This is a genomic window from Acinetobacter sp. GSS19, assembly GCF_028621895.1.
Lineage (GTDB): Bacteria > Pseudomonadota > Gammaproteobacteria > Pseudomonadales > Moraxellaceae > Acinetobacter.
In genome coordinates this window covers 1,905,388-1,921,730 of record NZ_CP117520.1, presented here as the reverse complement: position 1 = coordinate 1,921,730, position 16,343 = coordinate 1,905,388, and the positions used below count along the sequence as shown (strand labels likewise).

Genomic DNA, 16,343 nt, shown 5'->3' with positions numbered 1-16,343 from the left:
CAGTTGTTGTATCAAGCTAGATTCATCATAAATACTTGATTTAGTTAAAACTAAAGCTAAAATGAACACCTTAAAGTAAGATTCAATACAGCCCAATCTGTTCAAGATTTGGTAACTAAGTGGCATCAAGTAAGACCACTGAAAACCATAACAGTTGTGCTGGCGACAATAGCAAGAGTGAACCACCTGATCCCTTCCCGAACTCAGAAGTGAAACCTCTTCGCGCTGATGGTAGTGTGGGGTTACCCATGTGAGAGTAAGTCATCGCCAGCTCATTATTCCTAAAAACCCCCACCATTAAATATGGTGGGGGTTTTTATTTTGGGAAATTATTTAGAAAATAATTAAAATCAAGTCTAATTTTGTGTATTAAGAAATTATTCAAGCTAACTTTAGTTGTATTGATCCCTTAAGTTTCTCATAAGCTTAGGATTCCTAAAAAAAATAAATCATGGTTCATTATTTTGGTTGTGTTTTTCTCTAAAATTGGTTAAAAAATATCAGATGATATGAAGCTGTTTATCAGGATAAAACAGCTTTATGCATTTAAAGTATAAAAATATACCTTTAAGGTTTTAGACAGTGTGTAGCAGTTCGCACATTGTTAGATAAATAATAAACTCTCACAAATAGGAGGTGAGTGCATATGACAGCTCAAACAATAAATGTAAATGCTGTAATTGATAAGGCCAAATTCACGCCATTTCACTTAAGTGTCGTTTTATGGTGCTTAATGATTATTATCTTTGATGGCTATGATCTGATTATTTATGGGGTTGCATTACCTCTGTTAATGGAAGAATGGGCATTAACCTCAGTCCAAGCGGGTATGTTGGCAAGTGCCGCATTAACCGGGATGATGTTTGGTGCCATGCTCTTCGGTATGCTTGCGGATAAAATTGGCCGTAAGAATGTGATCTTGATTTGTGTGGCCCTATTTAGTGGTTTTACATTTTTAGGATCTTTTGCTTCAGGTCCTGTTGAGTTCGGTCTATTGCGTTTTGTAGCTGGTTTAGGGATTGGTGGGGTAATGCCTAACCTTGTTGCCCTAACCTCAGAATACGCACCGAAAAAGATGCGTGCAACGCTCGTTGCTGTGATGTTTAGTGGCTATGCTGTAGGTGGTATTTTATCTGCAGTATTAGGCAAATTATTAATTGCAGATCATGGCTGGCAAATTATGTTTAATCTTGCGGGTATTCCATTGCTGCTTTTGCCAATCATCTGGAAATTTTTGCCTGAATCTCTGACCTATTTGGTGAAAAAAGGTCATACAGAGAAAGCGCATACTATTTTCCAGAAAATTACACCAGAAGTTGTGGCGAAGGATACGCAACTTGTACTGAATGAAGAGCAGACTCCTGAAGGTGCACCAGTAAAAGCATTATTCCAAAATGGTCGTGCAATCAGTACATTCTTGTTCTGGGTTTCCTTCTTCATGTGCTTATTGATCGTTTATGCACTAGGCAGTTGGTTGCCAAAATTGATGATTGCAGCAGGTTATTCTTTAGGAACAAGCTTGTCTTTCTTGCTTGCACTAAACGTTGGAGCGATGTTAGGCGCAGTGGGTGGTGGTATCTTGGCAGACAAATTCCATCTTAAGCCAGTGATTATCACCATGTTAATCTCTGGTGCACTTGCTTTGGTTGGTCTCGGTTTCAATTCACCACAACCTGTACTGTATCTCTTGGTTGCAATTGCTGGTGCTGCAAGTATCGGTTCACAAATTCTACTATATAGCTATGTTGCGCAATTCTATCCACTCAGCGTGCGTTCAACCGGTATTGGTTGGGCATCTGCGGTAGGCCGTATTGGCGCGATTGTTGGTCCAGTTTTGACCGGTGCTTTACTTGCGATGAAACTGCCACACCAGATGAATTTCTTGGCAATTGCGATTCCATGTATCTTGGCTGCAGCGGCTGTGATCCTGATCAAACGTAAAGCATTTGAAGATGGTAAAGCACCCATAGCTCAACCGCATGTTGTGAGTTATTCTGCTGAAAAATAATCCGTAGTTTTGATATCAAACAAAAACCAGTCATCATTGACTGGTTTTTTGTTTATACAAAAATAAAGGCTCCTGTTGAGGAGCCTTTGAGCCATCATATTTTTAGTTAAACAACTGGCTCATTTGGCAATACAAATAGGCAATAATGGCTAAAGCGACAACAGGAGCCAGGATATTTGACCAAACAGGTACAAGTGGGCTGTTTTCTGTTGAATTAACTTCTTCGTGGTGGGTATCGGCTTGTTGAACCATTTGATGAAACTCCTTCATTGTTTCTTCCAATGATACCGTTTCTTGAGCAATCGGTTTAGAGCCGATCAGTTCGGTTAGTTCATTTGTTGACCAAACCCAGTCATCTGCTTGGCCAGCAAGATGTTCGATTTGTCCAAGCAGCAGCTCCGCTAAACCCGCTGGACCAAAGTGGGCGGTATCATCAAGTTGCTTGATTTCGGCCAATTGCAAGGTCAAGACTTCAGAGATCAGATGCTCAAGCTGGATTTTATCCAGAGATGACTGGTTTTTAGGGGTTGTTGTTAAGCGACGCGCAATTTCCTGAATGTAGAGCTGATCCTGTGAGCGAATCTCCTGATAAAGAGCATTTTCATCATGTCGCCATAGGCTGATCAGTTTGCCTAAAGTTAGGGCATTAATATCAGATACATATTGATGTTGTTGCTCAGGTGTGAAATCACGTAGCAGCTGAGGCTTTTGGATTTTAATCTGCTCCGCAAAATATTGTACTAAATCAAAAGCCATCATTTACTCCGCTGTTATTGTTAATCGAGAATTCTTAAATTTGGTTTTTTCTTTGCTGTATCAGTCTCTTCGGCTGATTCTGATTGTAGAGGATTTTCTTCTGACTGAATATGTGCATATTCTTCAGGATCAAAAAACAGTCCCTGACTGTTTTCCCGGGCATAAATACCGAGTACTGCCTGGATCGGAATATAAAGATCACGTGCAACGCCGCCAAAGCGTGCTGAGAAGCTGATGGCTTCATTACTTATGTGGAATTGATGTACGGCATGAGGGGCAATGTTGAGGACAATCTGACCATCCTTCACAAACTGTTCAGGTACCATGGTGTTGGGTTGTGTAGCATCAACCAGTAAATAGGGGGTGAGCTGGTTATCACAGATCCACTCATAGATTGCACGTGCCAGGTAAGGACGGGTTGGGCTGAGATTGAATTCTTGTTCTGACATGAGGTTACTCGTTTACGAAGCTAATAGATCACTATAGCGGTTTTTTTCTTGCAGGGTCATGGATTTGATAAAAGCCGGACGTTGAAATACCCGTTGGCAATACAACAGAATCGGGCGACAGTGTTGTGCAGGCAATTCGATGCCCATCTCTTTTAAACGTAGAAAAATGGGTGCCAGCATGCAATCTAAAATTGTAAAGGTTTCTGACATAAAGTAAGGATAATGCTGAAATAAGGGGGTCAGTGAGATGAGTGTATCGCGTAATTCTTTTTGTGCTTGGCTTTTAGCAATAGGATCAAGACTGTCACGGTGTTTGAGCATAATATCTGCAAGACGCAGCCAATCTTGCTCTAGGCGCCAGATATACTGACGTTGTTCTGCACGTGGCATTGGCGCATCAGCATAGAGTTTGTTTTGTCGGTAACGGTCGTCGATATACTCGGCAATAATACTGGTGTTGAACAGTTTAAGGTCTTGCTCAATCAACATCGGCAGCTGATTGTAAGGGTTTAAGCTGGCAAGGTCTTCATCTTCATGATCGACCAGAATGAGCTGGAATTTGATTTGTTTTTCAGCGAGCAGGAAACGGATCCAGTGGCAACGAAAATCATCTGCATGACTATACAGGGTAATTCCTTGAACCGGGGTGTTTTCTAAAGACATAATCCAAAGGAGCCGAAAAATCAATACACTAGGATACTAAAAATCAGCGATAAAATCATCTTAGATTGCTGAGGGGGAGATCAGGCTGTACGAGTAGTGCAATGATGTTCAGCCATAAAAAAAGCCTTGGAATAATCCAAGGCTTTTTTGGTCCGATTCGGTAAACGAATTAACGTTTAGAGAATTGAGGACGTTTACGTGCTTTACGTAAACCAAGTTTCTTACGTTCAACTTCACGAGCATCACGAGTAACGAAACCAGCTTGACGAAGCGTTGGTTTTAGCGTTTCGTCAGAAGCGATCAATGCACGAGTGATACCGTGACGGATTGCACCTGCTTGACCACCGATACCGCCACCTTTAACAGTGATGTAAAGGTCGTACTTTTCAGCTACGTCTAGAAGTTCTAGAGGCTGACGTACAACCATACGAGCAGTTTCACGGCCGAAATATTGCTCTAGGGTGCGGTTGTTGATAACAAGTTTACCAGTACCAGCTGATAAGAAAACACGTGCAGTTGCGGTCTTACGGCGACCTGTACCATAATTAGTTGCCATGTGCTTTATCCCTTAGATGTCCAAAACTTGTGGCTGTTGAGCCGCGTGTGGATGTTCGCTACCAGCGTACACTTTCATCTTCTTGATCATTGCATAACCAAGAGGACCTTTTGGCAACATGCCTTTCACAGCGCGTTGGAAGATTTCTTCAGGCTTGTGAGCAACTAATTTTTCGAAATTAGTTTCTTTTAAACCGCCTGGGAATTCAGTGTGGCGATAGTATTTTTTATCAAGTGCTTTGTTACCAGTCACTTGAACTTGCTCAGCATTGATTACAACGATGTAGTCACCGGTGTCAACGTGAGGAGTATAAGAAGTTTTGTGCTTACCGCGTAAACGACGAGCGATTTCAGTCGCTAAACGACCAAGAGTTTTGCCAGAAGCATCAACAACATACCAGTCGTGTTGTACTTCAGCTGGCTTCGCGCTGAGAGTTTTCATTCAACCACTACCTATTATAGTTGGTTTGGACAAGGAAACAGTCCAAACAAAAAGGAGAGCGAATTCTACCCGATAATCGGTAGAATCACAACGAAAATATCACATTTTCAGGTCGGTTATTATAAAAGCCTAACGCTACAAAAGGAAGCCATTCGACACCGCATTCTTTTCTATTCAGCCGTATAATAAAATAGTCTAGAGAATTCACGGAATCAAGTCGTGCTGCCACTTTATGTTACTAGCGGGGAACCGGCCGGGATCGGTCCAGATATTTGTTTGAGCCTAGCACAACGTGTCGATGAACGCCCAATCGTTGTATTGGCAGACCGGGACTTGCTGCACGTGCGTGCGGCACAACTGGGTTTAAAGGTTGAGCTGATCGATTACGTTGGCCAGTCTGAATCCGCAGCACAGGGCACGTTATATGTGGAGCATGTGGCTTTGGCACAACCGGTTCAAGCTGGGGTATTAAATGCCGAAAATGCCGCTTATGTATTAGAACAACTGCATCGTTCAGCAGACTATGCCATGTCCGGGAAAAGTGTCGGGGTGGCAACGGCGCCGGTACAAAAATCGGTGATTAATGAGGCAGGGATCGCTTTTAGTGGTCATACCGAGTATTACCAGGAATTTGCCGGTGTACCACGTGTGGTCATGATGCTGGCCACCAAAACCTTGCGTGTGGCACTGGTCACCACCCATTTGCCGCTACGGGCAGTTCCTGATGCGATTACGTCTGAGCGTCTGCATCAGGTGATTGATATCTTGCTGCATGATTTAACAACCAAATTTAAAATTGCGCAGCCTCGAATTCTGGTGTGTGGCCTGAATCCACATGCAGGAGAAGGCGGTTATCTGGGCCGTGAAGAGATCGAAGTGATCAATCCGGTACTGCAAGCCTATCGTAAACAAGGCATGAATCTGAGCTTGAGTCTGCCAGCTGATACCCTATTCACTGCAGAAAATCTAAAACATGCAGATGCTGTTTTGGCCATGTACCATGATCAGGGTTTACCTGTGCTAAAATCGCAAGGCTTTGGTGAAGCAATTAATATTACCCTCGGCTTGCCGTTTATCCGGACTTCGGTCGATCATGGCACAGCACTCTCACTTGCAGGGAGTGGACAGGCTAAAAGTTCTAGTCTGAATGTGGCTGTTGATTTGGCTTTGGATCTTGCCCGTCATTAATTTCATGTTGGAAATGTTGTATGTATCAGATTAATGCCCTAAACCCTAAAGATGAAGGGCATCAGGCTCGTAAACGTTTTGGCCAGAATTTCTTGCATGACCAGCGGGTGATTGCCAAGATCGTGCGCTCGGTGAACCCTCGTCCGGGGGATAATGTGGTGGAAATCGGCCCCGGTCTGGCTGCATTGACGTCACCACTGATTGGTGAATGTGATGCCCTGACTGTGATCGAACTGGACCGTGATCTTGCGGCGGGTTTGCCGGGACGTGTGCCTTATCCAGAGCGTTTGACCATCGTGGAAGCCGATGCGTTGAAATATGATTTTTCCGAGCTGTATCAGGAAGGCCGTCCACTGCGTATCGTAGGAAACCTGCCGTATAACATTTCTACTCCACTATTGTTTCATCTTTTGGACTTTGGTGACAAAGTCAAAGATATGCACTTCATGCTGCAAAAAGAAGTGGTGGATCGCATTACCGCAGAACCAAATACCAAAGAATATGGTCGCTTATCGGTGATGATTCAGTATTTCTGCCAGCCAACGTTTTTATTTGAAGTACCTCCGGGTTCTTTCAATCCACCACCGAAAGTGACCAGTGCCGTGTTCCGCCTGGTACCGCATGCAGTGAAACCGGTGGTGGCCAAAAATGAAAAAGCCTTGGCCCGTTTGGTAGCGCATGTGTTTACCCAGCGTCGTAAAACGCTGCGTAATAGCCTGAAAGGTATGCTGGTGGAAGATGGTTTTGAAAAAGCAGGGGTAGACCCAATGGCGCGTCCGGAAACCTTGAGCTTGAGCCAGTTCGTGGCACTTTCAGATCAAATGGTGGCTTAACATGGCAGCACGCTACAATTATGTGATTGGGGATTTGCAAGGCTGTTTCGAAGCGCTCAAAGCCTTGCTGAAAGAAATCCGCTTTGATCCCGCCCAGGATTTTCTCTGGTTTGCCGGTGATCTGGTGGCACGGGGTGAGAATTCTTTGGGGGCTTTGCGCTTTGTGAAAAAACTGTCCGAGCAGGGCGCAGCGGCCACCGTACTCGGCAATCATGATTTAACCCTGATCGCTTGCGCACGTGGACTGAAAAACATCAAGGACAAAGACAATACCCGTGATGTGATTGATGCGATAGACAGTGATGAGTTGATTGACTGGTTGCGTCGCCAGCCGTTGTGCCTGTTTCCGAAAGATAATGTAATTTTGACCCATGCCGGTGTACCCAATATCTGGACGGCGGATCAAGCTGCTGAGCTAGCTCGCGAAGTACAGCAACATATCGGACATGAGGATTTATCGGTTTTAGACCGTTTCTTGGTAGAAATGTACGGGTCACAACCGAACGTCTGGACGCATGACCTGAAAGGTAACGAGCGCTTACGTGTCATTACCAATTATTTGACCCGTATGCGTTTAACCGATGCCGAAGGCCGTCTGGAATTCAGTTTTAAAGAATCTCTAGATGACCCAATGCCAGAAGGTTTCCAGCCTTGGTTTGAATTCGACAATCGTGCAGCCAAAACCCATCAACTGGTGTTTGGTCATTGGGCTGCACTTGAAGGCAAAACCATTAATGAACAAATCCAGAATGTTGATGGTGGCTGTGTCTGGGGTAAAGACTTGATTGCCTATCGTTTGGAAGATCAGCAGCTGTTTAAAGTGAGTAACCCACTGGCTTGATGTGAAATGGATGAATAAGAAAAACCCGTTGCTGAGCAACGGGTTTTTTTATCCCAGCGAGAGCATAAAGGTGGGCAGCCAGATGGCAGTAAAGACGCCATTCAGTGCCATACCAAAAGCGGCATAACGACCGGCAACGGCTCCACGCTGCCAGGCTTGTGCCGTACCAATCGCATGTGCCGCCAAGCCCAAGGCCAGCCCCGAGGCACGTTCATCATTGATATGACGTAAAATCCACGGTGAAAATGCGGCCCCAATCACGCCGGATAAAATCACGATCAAGGTCACCATGGCCAATGGGGCATGTAGCAAGGTTGCAATATTGATGGCAATCGGTGTCGTGACGGCACGGGTGGCGAATGCCAAAATCGTTGGTTCAGACATATGTAGCAGATAGGCGAGTCCCATCGGCAGGGCAACTGCACTGATACTGGCAAAGACCAGAATTCCCGCCAGTGCTTTCAAGGGCAAATCATCATAGCGCATGGCGGCCAGCGGAATAGCCAAAGCCACCGTGACATAACCCAGCAGATGGTTAAACAGCGGATCGACCTGTTGCATATATTGTTGATACGGAATGCCCAGTAGGGAAAGAGCCAGAATGACCAGGCACATGCCGATCACGATTAAAGGAATTTGCGGAAACTTACGGTTTACCGGTTTGGCTAGCAGATAACATACGAGGGTGATCAGAAAGCCGGAAAAAATTGTCAACATGAGGGATATTTCCTATAACCACTGTTTCGCCATGCGCGCATACAGCCACAACGGAATTAAGGTGCTGACAAACATGACCAGCAGGAACAAGGGAATTTCTTTGCCCATCTGCACCAGCATCAACAATGAGCCAGCACAGATCGGTAAAAAGGCAAAGCCACTTTCTTTCATGAGGCGGTTGTTGGTATCGACCAGACGCAGCGGGAGTTTTTTGAATTTACGCCATGTGCCGAGCACGATCAGTAAGCTGATCAGCCCGACCAGATTGCCCAGTTCAGGATGATGAAATAACCCCATCAATGCCACTGCTGCTTCGCGAAAAATCACGATCAATGCCAGTGTGCCAATCCAGGCTGGCCAATCCAATTTTTTTATTGCATCCATGTCTGCTGCTACTTTTAAACCTGACGTTTCACGTTTTAACCGATCTGATCCTGGATTTCAAATTCTTCTAGTGGTCTTTTGAATTGCTGTGCTGCCGTGCCAAGAATTTCATCAATCGGTAAATTGGCCTGCCGGATCAGCTGCTGCAATTTATCGGGCGCCATGCTGACTTGCAGATGCAGATTGCCAACCTCATCATACTGTTCGGATTGAATGACGTTTAGCGTATAGAGTTGGGTACGTAACTTGTTATAAGCGGGTTGCAGCACCAGATCAAAGGTCTGCAACTGGCCAAGCAGACATTCCTGCACGGCCTGACGCAGTAAATCCAGACCTTGACCGCTATGGGCAGAAACATAGACACGATCAGGAAGGTGCGGACCACGATAGACGATTTTTGCTTCTTCGCCACTCTGGTCAATCTTGTTATAGACGCGTAGTACCGGAACATTCGCACCAATTTCTTTTAGCACTTTTTCGACGGCTTCAATCTGCTCCAGCATGTCTGGACTGCTGCTATCAATCACGTGCAGGAGCAGTGTCGCCTCAAGTACTTCTTCCAGAGTGGCTTTGAAAGATTCGACCAGACCGTGCTGCAGGTTGCGGACAAAGCCTACGGTATCGGCCAGTACGACGGTACCAATCCCATCCCACTGCAAACGGCGTAGCGTTGGATCAAGCGTGGCAAAGAGCTGGTTAGCGGCATAGACATTGCTGTTGGCCAAGGTGTTAAACAGGGTAGATTTACCTGCATTGGTATAACCAACCAGTGAGACGGTTGGCACAGCGGCTTTTTGTCGTGCTGCACGGCCCTGAATACGGGTTTTCCGGACTTTTTCCAGACGTTCTTTGAGCTGTCCGACACGAATCCTTAACAGACGTCGGTCTGTTTCCAGTTGTTTTTCACCGGGACCGCGTAAGCCGATCCCGCCTTTTTGTCGCTCTAGATTGCTCCAGCCCCGGACCAAACGCGTCGACAGATATTCCAGTTGTGCCAGTTCGACCTGCAGTTTACCTTCATGGGTGCGGGCGCGCTGGGCAAAAATATCCAGAATTAACCCCGTACGGTCAATGACGCGGCATTGCAATACCCGTTCCAGATTACGCTCTTGTGCAGGGGACAAAGTGTGGTCAAAAATGACCAGACTGGCTTCCTGCTGTTTCACCAATTCGGCAATTTCATCGGTCTTGCCCGAGCCAATAAACAGTTTTGGGTCCGGCTTGATGCGTTGCACCTGCAGATGCTCGATGACCTCTGCACCTGCAGACTGTGCCAGTAGATTGAATTCTTCTGCATCAATATCTTCCAGCATTTGTACTGATACGCTGACCAGGATAGCGCGTTCTACACCTTGAGGTTGCTCAATTGGTTCCACGGATGTTTAGACTCTGTACGAGGTGAAAAATCTTATTCTAGAGGAAAAGCAGCCTGTTCAGGAGCTTTTCCCTGTTTGTTTATAGGAAGTAAACAAATATACGTGAGGTGAGGAGCAGTGCACCGAGGTAAAGGATGCTACCGCCAATCAAAACTTTACAAAGACGAGTAGGTTTCATGTACAGACTCCTCTTGTTTCAGTCAACTAATACAGGATTGACAGTTTTTGTTCTTATTGATGATGTTAGGCGAGGTGGAGATTAAAGAAAAATGGAGAATTTTAATGCAGATATTCGGTTTTTATGATCAATGCATCTTGCAGGTAAAACGTATAAGATATGTAGCCATGATCCTTCGCCCGCTTTGTGCCTGACAGTGTTATGAATCCAACCCCAACGGTTTTCTCGTCTAAATTGCATGGAATCACGCGATTTTTTTTCTACAGTAAAAAGCTGTTCATGACCGTGTCGGTAATTCTGGAAGGATTTTATCTGGTATTTCGCCATCGCATGTATAAAGAGCCGAACAATCCGCATAACACACGTTATGTGCAGCATTTTTGCCGCCGTCTCTGTGAAGTCTTTAATATTCAGGTCGAAATGCATGGGCAGATTTCTCACCGCCCATCTTTATGGGTGAGTAATCATGTGTCCTGGCTGGATATTGCAGTATTGGGGTCTGGTGCACGTGTGTTCTTTTTAGCGAAAGCTGAAATTGCCGATTGGCCCTTACTCGGTAAACTGGCCAAAGGTGGCGGTACCCTGTTTATTAAACGCGGTTCGGGGGATTCTGGCCGGATTCGTGAGCAGATTACGGATTTCCTGAAAAAAGATGTGCCGGTTCTATTTTTCCCTGAAGCGACCACGTCAAATGGTCGAGCGATCAAAAAAATCCATGGACGCCTGCTCGCCGCTGCGATAGAGGCCCAACGTCCAGTACAGGTCACGCTGATCTGTTATGTGAACCAGCAGTGTGAACTGGATATGATCGCACCATTTATTGATGAGATGACCTTTATTGATCATATTAAGCGGGTGCTGGAAATGCCGCAGGTAACGGCACATCTGATGGTGATGCCAGAAATTGAGGTTGCTGGCCATACGCTTGAAACCCTGACCGAAGAAGTGCATCAGCGCATGGTGCAGGGGTTGAATGAATTACATCGCAAGGTGTTAAAACCCGTTCCGGCGGCAGAGCCGGAGTCGGAAGCCAGTTTTACATAAATCCTTCGAAAGGCAGCCAGGAAATCACTTTCATACTGGCTTTTTGCCACCATTTCATATGCGGTTCTTTTTTATAAATCTTACTATGTTGTGCGTTTTCTTGCCGCCAGATGATTTTCTGCTCAGCATTTAACAGCAGTTGATAGGCATATTTACTGAGATTCTGATCCATGGTCTGATGCACCTGACTGGCCAGTGCCGGGCTATTGAGGAGCACGCCAATTTCGGTATTGAGATAGGACGAGCGCGGGTCAAAGTTAAAAGAGCCAATAAACACCTGCTTTTCATCCAGTGCCATCAGTTTGGCATGTAGACTGGAATGACTTAAACCTTTCAGGCTGACCTTGGCTTTCTTGGCAATCTCTTCGGTGTTTGCATTCAGGTCTTCAGCTGCCAGCACCGGCAAGAATTCATAGAGTTGCACACCGTTGGCCAGGAGCGGTTTACGGTATTTGGCATAGTAGGCATGTACAACGGCAACGTCATTGGCCGCAAAAGAATTGGTCAATACCCGTACCTGGACCCCTTTTTGCGCGATCTGATTCAGCATTTCTGTACCTTTTTTCTCAGGGACAAAATAGGCTGAAATAATATCCACGCTGTGAGCCGGGGTGTCTAAGTGATTGATTAGCTGGAAATTCAGGTAGTCTTCTTTGCGTGCACGCGATTTGATTTTTTCAGGCGAGTCTTTTACTACTTCAGCTTTAACCCAGTCGAACTGAAGACGCTGGTTTAACCATTGTTCAAAGGCATTCGAGCGTTTGGCCAAATCCAGATAATTCTGTACGGTAATGTCCTGAGCGTGAGCATCCAGTTGTTGTCTGAGGCTGTTATAGCTCAGACGGTGCTGTTCGGGATGCACAATATGTTGCACTGAATAGGCATAGTCGTGATTCCAGTATTCATCGAATGAGTGAATAATCTCATCCACTGCCTGCCCAACCAGCATGACATCGACATCCGAGAACTGATAATTGTCACTGGCATTGTAGTACTGGTTACTCATATTGCGCCCGCCAATCAGGGCGATCTGGTTATCGGCAATAAAGCTTTTATTGTGCATGCGGCGGTTGATGCGTTTCAGATCGAGCAGCATGTCCATTGCACGGTATTTGCGGAAGCGGTAAGGGTTGAACAGTTTGACCTCAATGTTCGGATGTTGGGACAACGCCAGATAGATGCCTTCCATTTTTTTACTGTTATTGTCATCCATCAGAATCCTGACTTTTACTCCGCGGTCGGCTGCCTTCAAAATCGAATGTAAAGCCAGGGCACCGATTTTATCGTTATCCCAGATGTAATATTGCAGATCCAAAGTCTTTTCAGCACGGTCAATCAGGCGTAAGCGCGCTGCGAGTGCTTCGAGTGGATCATACAGGACATGATAACCGGTCAATCCTGGATTCTGGCTGCGAAGCGGATGAATCAGTTTGGACAGAGAGGCTTGTGAGGTATCGACTTGATAGGCGTAGTGAGGTCTTTCAGGTCCGGGTGTCGGTAAGGTGCTACAGGCCGGAATACCCAAGACCAAGCTGCAGCTGAGCACCAGTGCCGTTTGACGGGAACGGAACCGGGAAAATGATGAGCGGTTGGCAGCAGTGAAGTGCTCAGCGGAATGCGACATAATGCGGATCAGGTCAAAAATAGAGCTAGAGTATAATCAGGTGTTGTGCAAAGATAAATATTGATGACAGCACCGACGTCTGCATCAGCTTTAGAGAATAAATATGTGGGCAGCCAATTCAGTGATTTTGTACTTTTACTTTAGTTTTATTTTGTTGGCGCTATGGGCCGTGAGTCAGGCCTGGATCAGTCAGTCTCGTACCGAGACCATTCATCCATTTAAAGCCTTTGTCCATCTTCTGGCATTTTATCTGTCTTATTTATTGTTTCCTTTGTTCTTTTTTAGTTTATATGCCGGCTGGAGTGGTTATTATTCTGGCCATCAGACCGTATTTGTATTTCTACTCACCAGTGTATTGATCTATGCACGGTTTATTGAACCGCATAGCGTGCGGATTCAGAAACACCGTTATCAGCTCAATCCGCAGCAGCCTTTTCAGAAACCGGTGAAAGTTGCCTTGATCGCCGATTTGCATATCGGGTTGTTCTCCGGCCATGAGCGGCAACTGAAAATTATTGTAGAAAAGATTAACCAGCAAAACCCTGACCTGGTCGTGGTTGCCGGTGACTGGACCTATGAACCGGAAAACAAGCTGGCGGATGAGCTGCGGATTCTGCGGCAGATTGAGGCTCCCGTGTATTCAGTGCTCGGCAATCATGATGAAGAATATCCAGGCCCACCGATTCGTGAGCTACTGTGTCATGCTCTTGACGTCAATGAGGTCATCGATATTGAAGGAAAAGTCATCGATTTTGCTGAGTTTCGTCTGATTGGTATTGGCGATTTATGGGCGGGAAAAACCGATATGCGCCATATGCCTGGCTTGCCACAAGATAAGCCCTGGCTGATTCTGTCGCATAACCCGGATACCGTGGATATGGTGCCGCAGCTCCCGACACGTCCATTGATGCTGTCAGGGCATACGCATGGGGGGCAGGTCGAGTTGCCGTTTGTCACCAATTACATTATGAAAAAAGTTTCCATTTTAGGTCATAAACATGGCTTCTATCAGCATGAGCATGCCGATGTGTTTGTTACGGTTGGTACCGGAATGGTCGGAGTGCCATTTCGTTTTCGGGTACCGCCGACTATTGACATTATTGAGCTGGTATAAGCATTGTAAAAAACAAAAAGGCGGTCATGAAGACTGCCTTTTTGTTGTGTCAGATCAGCTTAAATCTGATTATTGACATCTTCATTTTTGGTTTCACGGATCATTAAAAAGGCGATCAGGGAAAGCAATGAAGCAGCACTCAGATAATAACCCACGGCATATAAGCCATAGGTTTCGGCCAGTTTGGTTGCAATCAGGGGCGCGAATGAGGCACCAAAAATCCCGGCCAGGTTAAAGGTCAGTGCCGAACCGGTATAACGAACCGAGGTCGGAAAAATCTCAGATAACACGGTGCCAATCGGGCCATAGGTCAGACCCATAATCGCCAGACCAATACACAGGAACAAAAAGACGATCAGGGTATTGCCGGATTCCAGCATGTCGGCAAAGAACAGCCCAAAAATAGCCGAAATCAGGCAGACTAAAATTGAGGTGGTTTTGCGGCCGAGCTTTTCTGCAAAGACGGCAGACAGCGGAATAAAAGCCGCAAAGCACAGAGTGGCGATCAATTGTAAACGCAAGAATTCACTGCGTGCATAGCCCAGTTTGGTGGTTCCCCAATTCAGCGCAAATACCGTGGTCAGATAGAACACCACAAAGGTACAAATCGCAGCAATGGTACCGAGGATCAGCATGCGTAAATGTTTGCTGAAGACTTCCTTAAACGGCACATTCACTTCTTTCTGTTTATCCAGCACTTTCTGGAAGGCCGGCGTTTCATGCAGTTTTAAACGGATATAAAGTCCGACCATGACTAAAATGGCACTGGCCAGGAATGGAATACGCCAGCCCCATTGCATAAAGGCTTGTTCCGACATGAGTGCACCCAGCGTGAGGAAAGAACCGGTTGCCAGAATAAAACCAATCGGTGCACCTAACTGCGGAAACATCCCGTACCAGGCACGTTTGCCTTCTGGTGCATTTTCAGTGGCCAATAACACTGCACCACTCCATTCACCCCCCAAGCCGAGACCTTGCCCCAAACGGCATAAGGCTAATAAGAGCGGGGCAACCAAGCCAATCTGTGCATAGGTCGGTAACAAACCGATACACACAGTTGAAATCCCCATGGTCAATAACGCAGCGACCAGTGTGGCTTTACGGCCGATACGATCCCCTAGATGGCCGAACAGGGCTGCACCAACCGGGCGCGCAATGAATGCAATTGCAAAAGTGGCGAGGGATTGTAAGACCGCTGCACTGTCACTACTGGCCGGGAAAAACAGATGCGGAAAAATGATTACCGCAGCAGTCGCATAAATATAGAAATCAAAAAACTCGATAGTGGTACCCACCAGGCTGGCAAATAACACACGTGCCTTGGAGTTGGTCGCAACACCCGCAGGCATCGCGTCAGGAGAAGAGGCTGTCATGGGAGAACCTTAAATTGTATAAGAACAAAAGCCACCTGAACTGGAAATTCTGGTGGCTAAAGCGAAGAGTGAGGCTGTTTTTAAATGACGTAACAATAGATCGCGAGGAAATGTGCTGCTGCGCCGATGAGGACAAAAACATGCCAGATGGCATGAGTATATCTGATCCGTTTCAAAGCATAAAACACTGCACCGATGGTATAGGCCAGTCCTCCTATGATCAGCAGGGTTAAAGTTTCTTTGGAAAGGTAACGCTGCATGTCGTCAATCACTAGCACAGCCAGCCAGCCCATCACAATATAGGCAATTAATGAAACTTTATGAAAACGGTGGATCAATACCAGCTTAAACAGGGTGCCGATCAGGGCAATCACCCATAAGGCAATCAGCAGATACTGCGCTTTGGCTGTAGGCAAAGCAATACTGAGGAAAGGGGTATATGTTCCGGCAATCAAATAATAAATCGCCGTGTGATCAAGTTTTTTCAGCCAGAAACGACGGTCTTCGGTTTGTGCCAAATGATAAAGCGTTGAACTGCTCAACAACAGAATCAGGCTCAGGGCATAGACCCACAAACCAATCCACAGTCCGGTCGAAAGATAAGACCCTTTGACCAGCAAAAAAATACCGGCAATGATGGCCAGCACTGCTCCGATCGCATGGGTAATGACGTTGAGTCGTTCTTCTAATGCGTCATAATTCTGTTGTAGAGGTGATTTCATAGACATTAAAATATAAAAATACACTTGTATAGTAATGTAATTTTGCTTTTAGGGTAAGAAGCTTTAAAATTTAGTC

The 16,343-nt window shown here is 45.9% G+C and carries 17 protein-coding genes and 1 rRNA gene; 7 read left to right on the top strand and 11 right to left on the bottom strand.

Annotated features, from left to right (window positions below):
• The first annotated feature begins 158 nt into the window (after window positions 1-158).
• Together rrf and PGW99_RS09250 are read left to right on the top strand one after the other, a co-directional pair.
• Window positions 159-273 (top strand): 5S ribosomal RNA (rrf, locus tag PGW99_RS09255).
• Between the two features lie 373 nt (window positions 274-646).
• Complete coding sequence (locus PGW99_RS09250; protein ID WP_273777390.1) at window positions 647-2,008, top strand: MFS transporter; 1,362 nt, start codon at window positions 647-649, stop codon at window positions 2,006-2,008.
• Between the two features lie 102 nt (window positions 2,009-2,110).
• Here the strand turns inward: PGW99_RS09250 and PGW99_RS09245 are convergent, their stop codons facing one another.
• From PGW99_RS09245 to rplM, 5 genes are all read right to left on the bottom strand, one after another.
• Entirely contained in the window at window positions 2,111-2,764 is a 654-nt protein-coding gene (locus tag PGW99_RS09245; RefSeq protein WP_273777388.1) for a hypothetical protein, read from the bottom strand.
• Between the two features lie 20 nt (window positions 2,765-2,784).
• Complete coding sequence (locus PGW99_RS09240; RefSeq protein WP_273777386.1) at window positions 2,785-3,213, bottom strand: ClpXP protease specificity-enhancing factor; 429 nt, start codon at window positions 3,211-3,213, stop codon at window positions 2,785-2,787.
• Between the two features lie 12 nt (window positions 3,214-3,225).
• Entirely contained in the window at window positions 3,226-3,876 is a 651-nt protein-coding gene (locus PGW99_RS09235) for a glutathione S-transferase N-terminal domain-containing protein (RefSeq protein ID WP_273777384.1), read from the bottom strand.
• Between the two features lie 169 nt (window positions 3,877-4,045).
• Window positions 4,046-4,432: a 30S ribosomal protein S9 gene (gene rpsI / locus PGW99_RS09230; protein ID WP_273777382.1), complete on the bottom strand. Its 387-nt coding sequence runs from the start codon at window positions 4,430-4,432 to the stop codon at window positions 4,046-4,048.
• Window positions 4,433-4,444: 12 nt separating this feature from the next.
• Window positions 4,445-4,873 (bottom strand): 50S ribosomal protein L13, encoded by a 429-nt coding sequence (gene rplM / locus PGW99_RS09225; protein WP_273777380.1) that lies wholly within the window; start codon window positions 4,871-4,873, stop codon window positions 4,445-4,447.
• Window positions 4,874-5,092: 219 nt separating this feature from the next.
• Between rplM and pdxA the strand changes: the two genes are divergently transcribed.
• The 3 genes from pdxA to PGW99_RS09210 are packed head-to-tail and all read left to right on the top strand — an operon-like array spanning window position 5,093 to window position 7,735.
• Window positions 5,093-6,061, top strand: a complete 969-nt coding sequence (gene pdxA, locus PGW99_RS09220; RefSeq protein WP_273777379.1) for a 4-hydroxythreonine-4-phosphate dehydrogenase PdxA — start codon at window positions 5,093-5,095, stop codon at window positions 6,059-6,061.
• A gap of 20 nt (window positions 6,062-6,081) precedes the next feature.
• A complete protein-coding gene (rsmA, locus tag PGW99_RS09215; protein WP_273777378.1) occupies window positions 6,082-6,894 on the top strand; it encodes a 16S rRNA (adenine(1518)-N(6)/adenine(1519)-N(6))-dimethyltransferase RsmA in 813 nt (270 codons plus the stop codon).
• A 1-nt stretch (window position 6,895) separates the two neighbouring features.
• A complete protein-coding gene (locus PGW99_RS09210; protein WP_273777377.1) occupies window positions 6,896-7,735 on the top strand; it encodes a symmetrical bis(5'-nucleosyl)-tetraphosphatase in 840 nt (279 codons plus the stop codon).
• A 48-nt stretch (window positions 7,736-7,783) separates the two neighbouring features.
• Here PGW99_RS09210 and PGW99_RS09205 read toward each other — a convergent pair whose 3' ends face one another.
• From PGW99_RS09205 to hflX, 3 genes are read right to left on the bottom strand one after another with little or no spacing between them, the layout of a single operon-like run.
• On the bottom strand, window positions 7,784-8,452 hold the full coding sequence (locus tag PGW99_RS09205) for an LrgB family protein (protein ID WP_273777376.1): 669 nt from the start codon (window positions 8,450-8,452) through the stop codon (window positions 7,784-7,786).
• Between the two features lie 12 nt (window positions 8,453-8,464).
• The gene (locus PGW99_RS09200; protein WP_273777375.1) at window positions 8,465-8,836 is read right to left on the bottom strand and encodes a hypothetical protein; all 372 of its coding nucleotides are present in this window, start codon (window positions 8,834-8,836) and stop codon (window positions 8,465-8,467) included.
• Window positions 8,837-8,871: 35 nt separating this feature from the next.
• Entirely contained in the window at window positions 8,872-10,212 is a 1,341-nt protein-coding gene (hflX, locus tag PGW99_RS09195) for a ribosome rescue GTPase HflX (protein WP_273777374.1), read from the bottom strand.
• 379 nt (window positions 10,213-10,591) lie between these two features.
• Between hflX and PGW99_RS09190 the strand changes: the two genes are divergently transcribed.
• Window positions 10,592-11,434, top strand: coding sequence for a lysophospholipid acyltransferase family protein (locus PGW99_RS09190; RefSeq protein WP_273777373.1), 843 nt, complete (start codon window positions 10,592-10,594; stop codon window positions 11,432-11,434).
• On the opposite strand, the gene PGW99_RS09185 is transcribed toward PGW99_RS09190, so the two are convergent.
• Window positions 11,427-13,058, bottom strand: coding sequence for a phospholipase D family protein (locus tag PGW99_RS09185; RefSeq protein ID WP_273777372.1), 1,632 nt, complete (start codon window positions 13,056-13,058; stop codon window positions 11,427-11,429). The genes PGW99_RS09190 and PGW99_RS09185 overlap by 8 nt on opposite strands.
• 103 nt (window positions 13,059-13,161) lie before the next feature.
• On the opposite strand from PGW99_RS09185, the gene PGW99_RS09180 reads away from it, so the two are divergent.
• Window positions 13,162-14,172, top strand: coding sequence for a metallophosphoesterase (locus tag PGW99_RS09180; RefSeq protein WP_273777371.1), 1,011 nt, complete (start codon window positions 13,162-13,164; stop codon window positions 14,170-14,172).
• Between the two features lie 59 nt (window positions 14,173-14,231).
• On the opposite strand, the gene PGW99_RS09175 is transcribed toward PGW99_RS09180, so the two are convergent.
• Both PGW99_RS09175 and trhA read right to left on the bottom strand, forming a co-directional pair.
• Window positions 14,232-15,545 (bottom strand): MFS transporter, encoded by a 1,314-nt coding sequence (locus tag PGW99_RS09175; RefSeq protein WP_273777370.1) that lies wholly within the window; start codon window positions 15,543-15,545, stop codon window positions 14,232-14,234.
• 80 nt (window positions 15,546-15,625) lie between these two features.
• Window positions 15,626-16,273, bottom strand: coding sequence for a PAQR family membrane homeostasis protein TrhA (gene trhA, locus PGW99_RS09170; RefSeq protein ID WP_442784377.1), 648 nt, complete (start codon window positions 16,271-16,273; stop codon window positions 15,626-15,628).
• Between the last annotated feature and the right edge of the window lie 70 nt (window positions 16,274-16,343).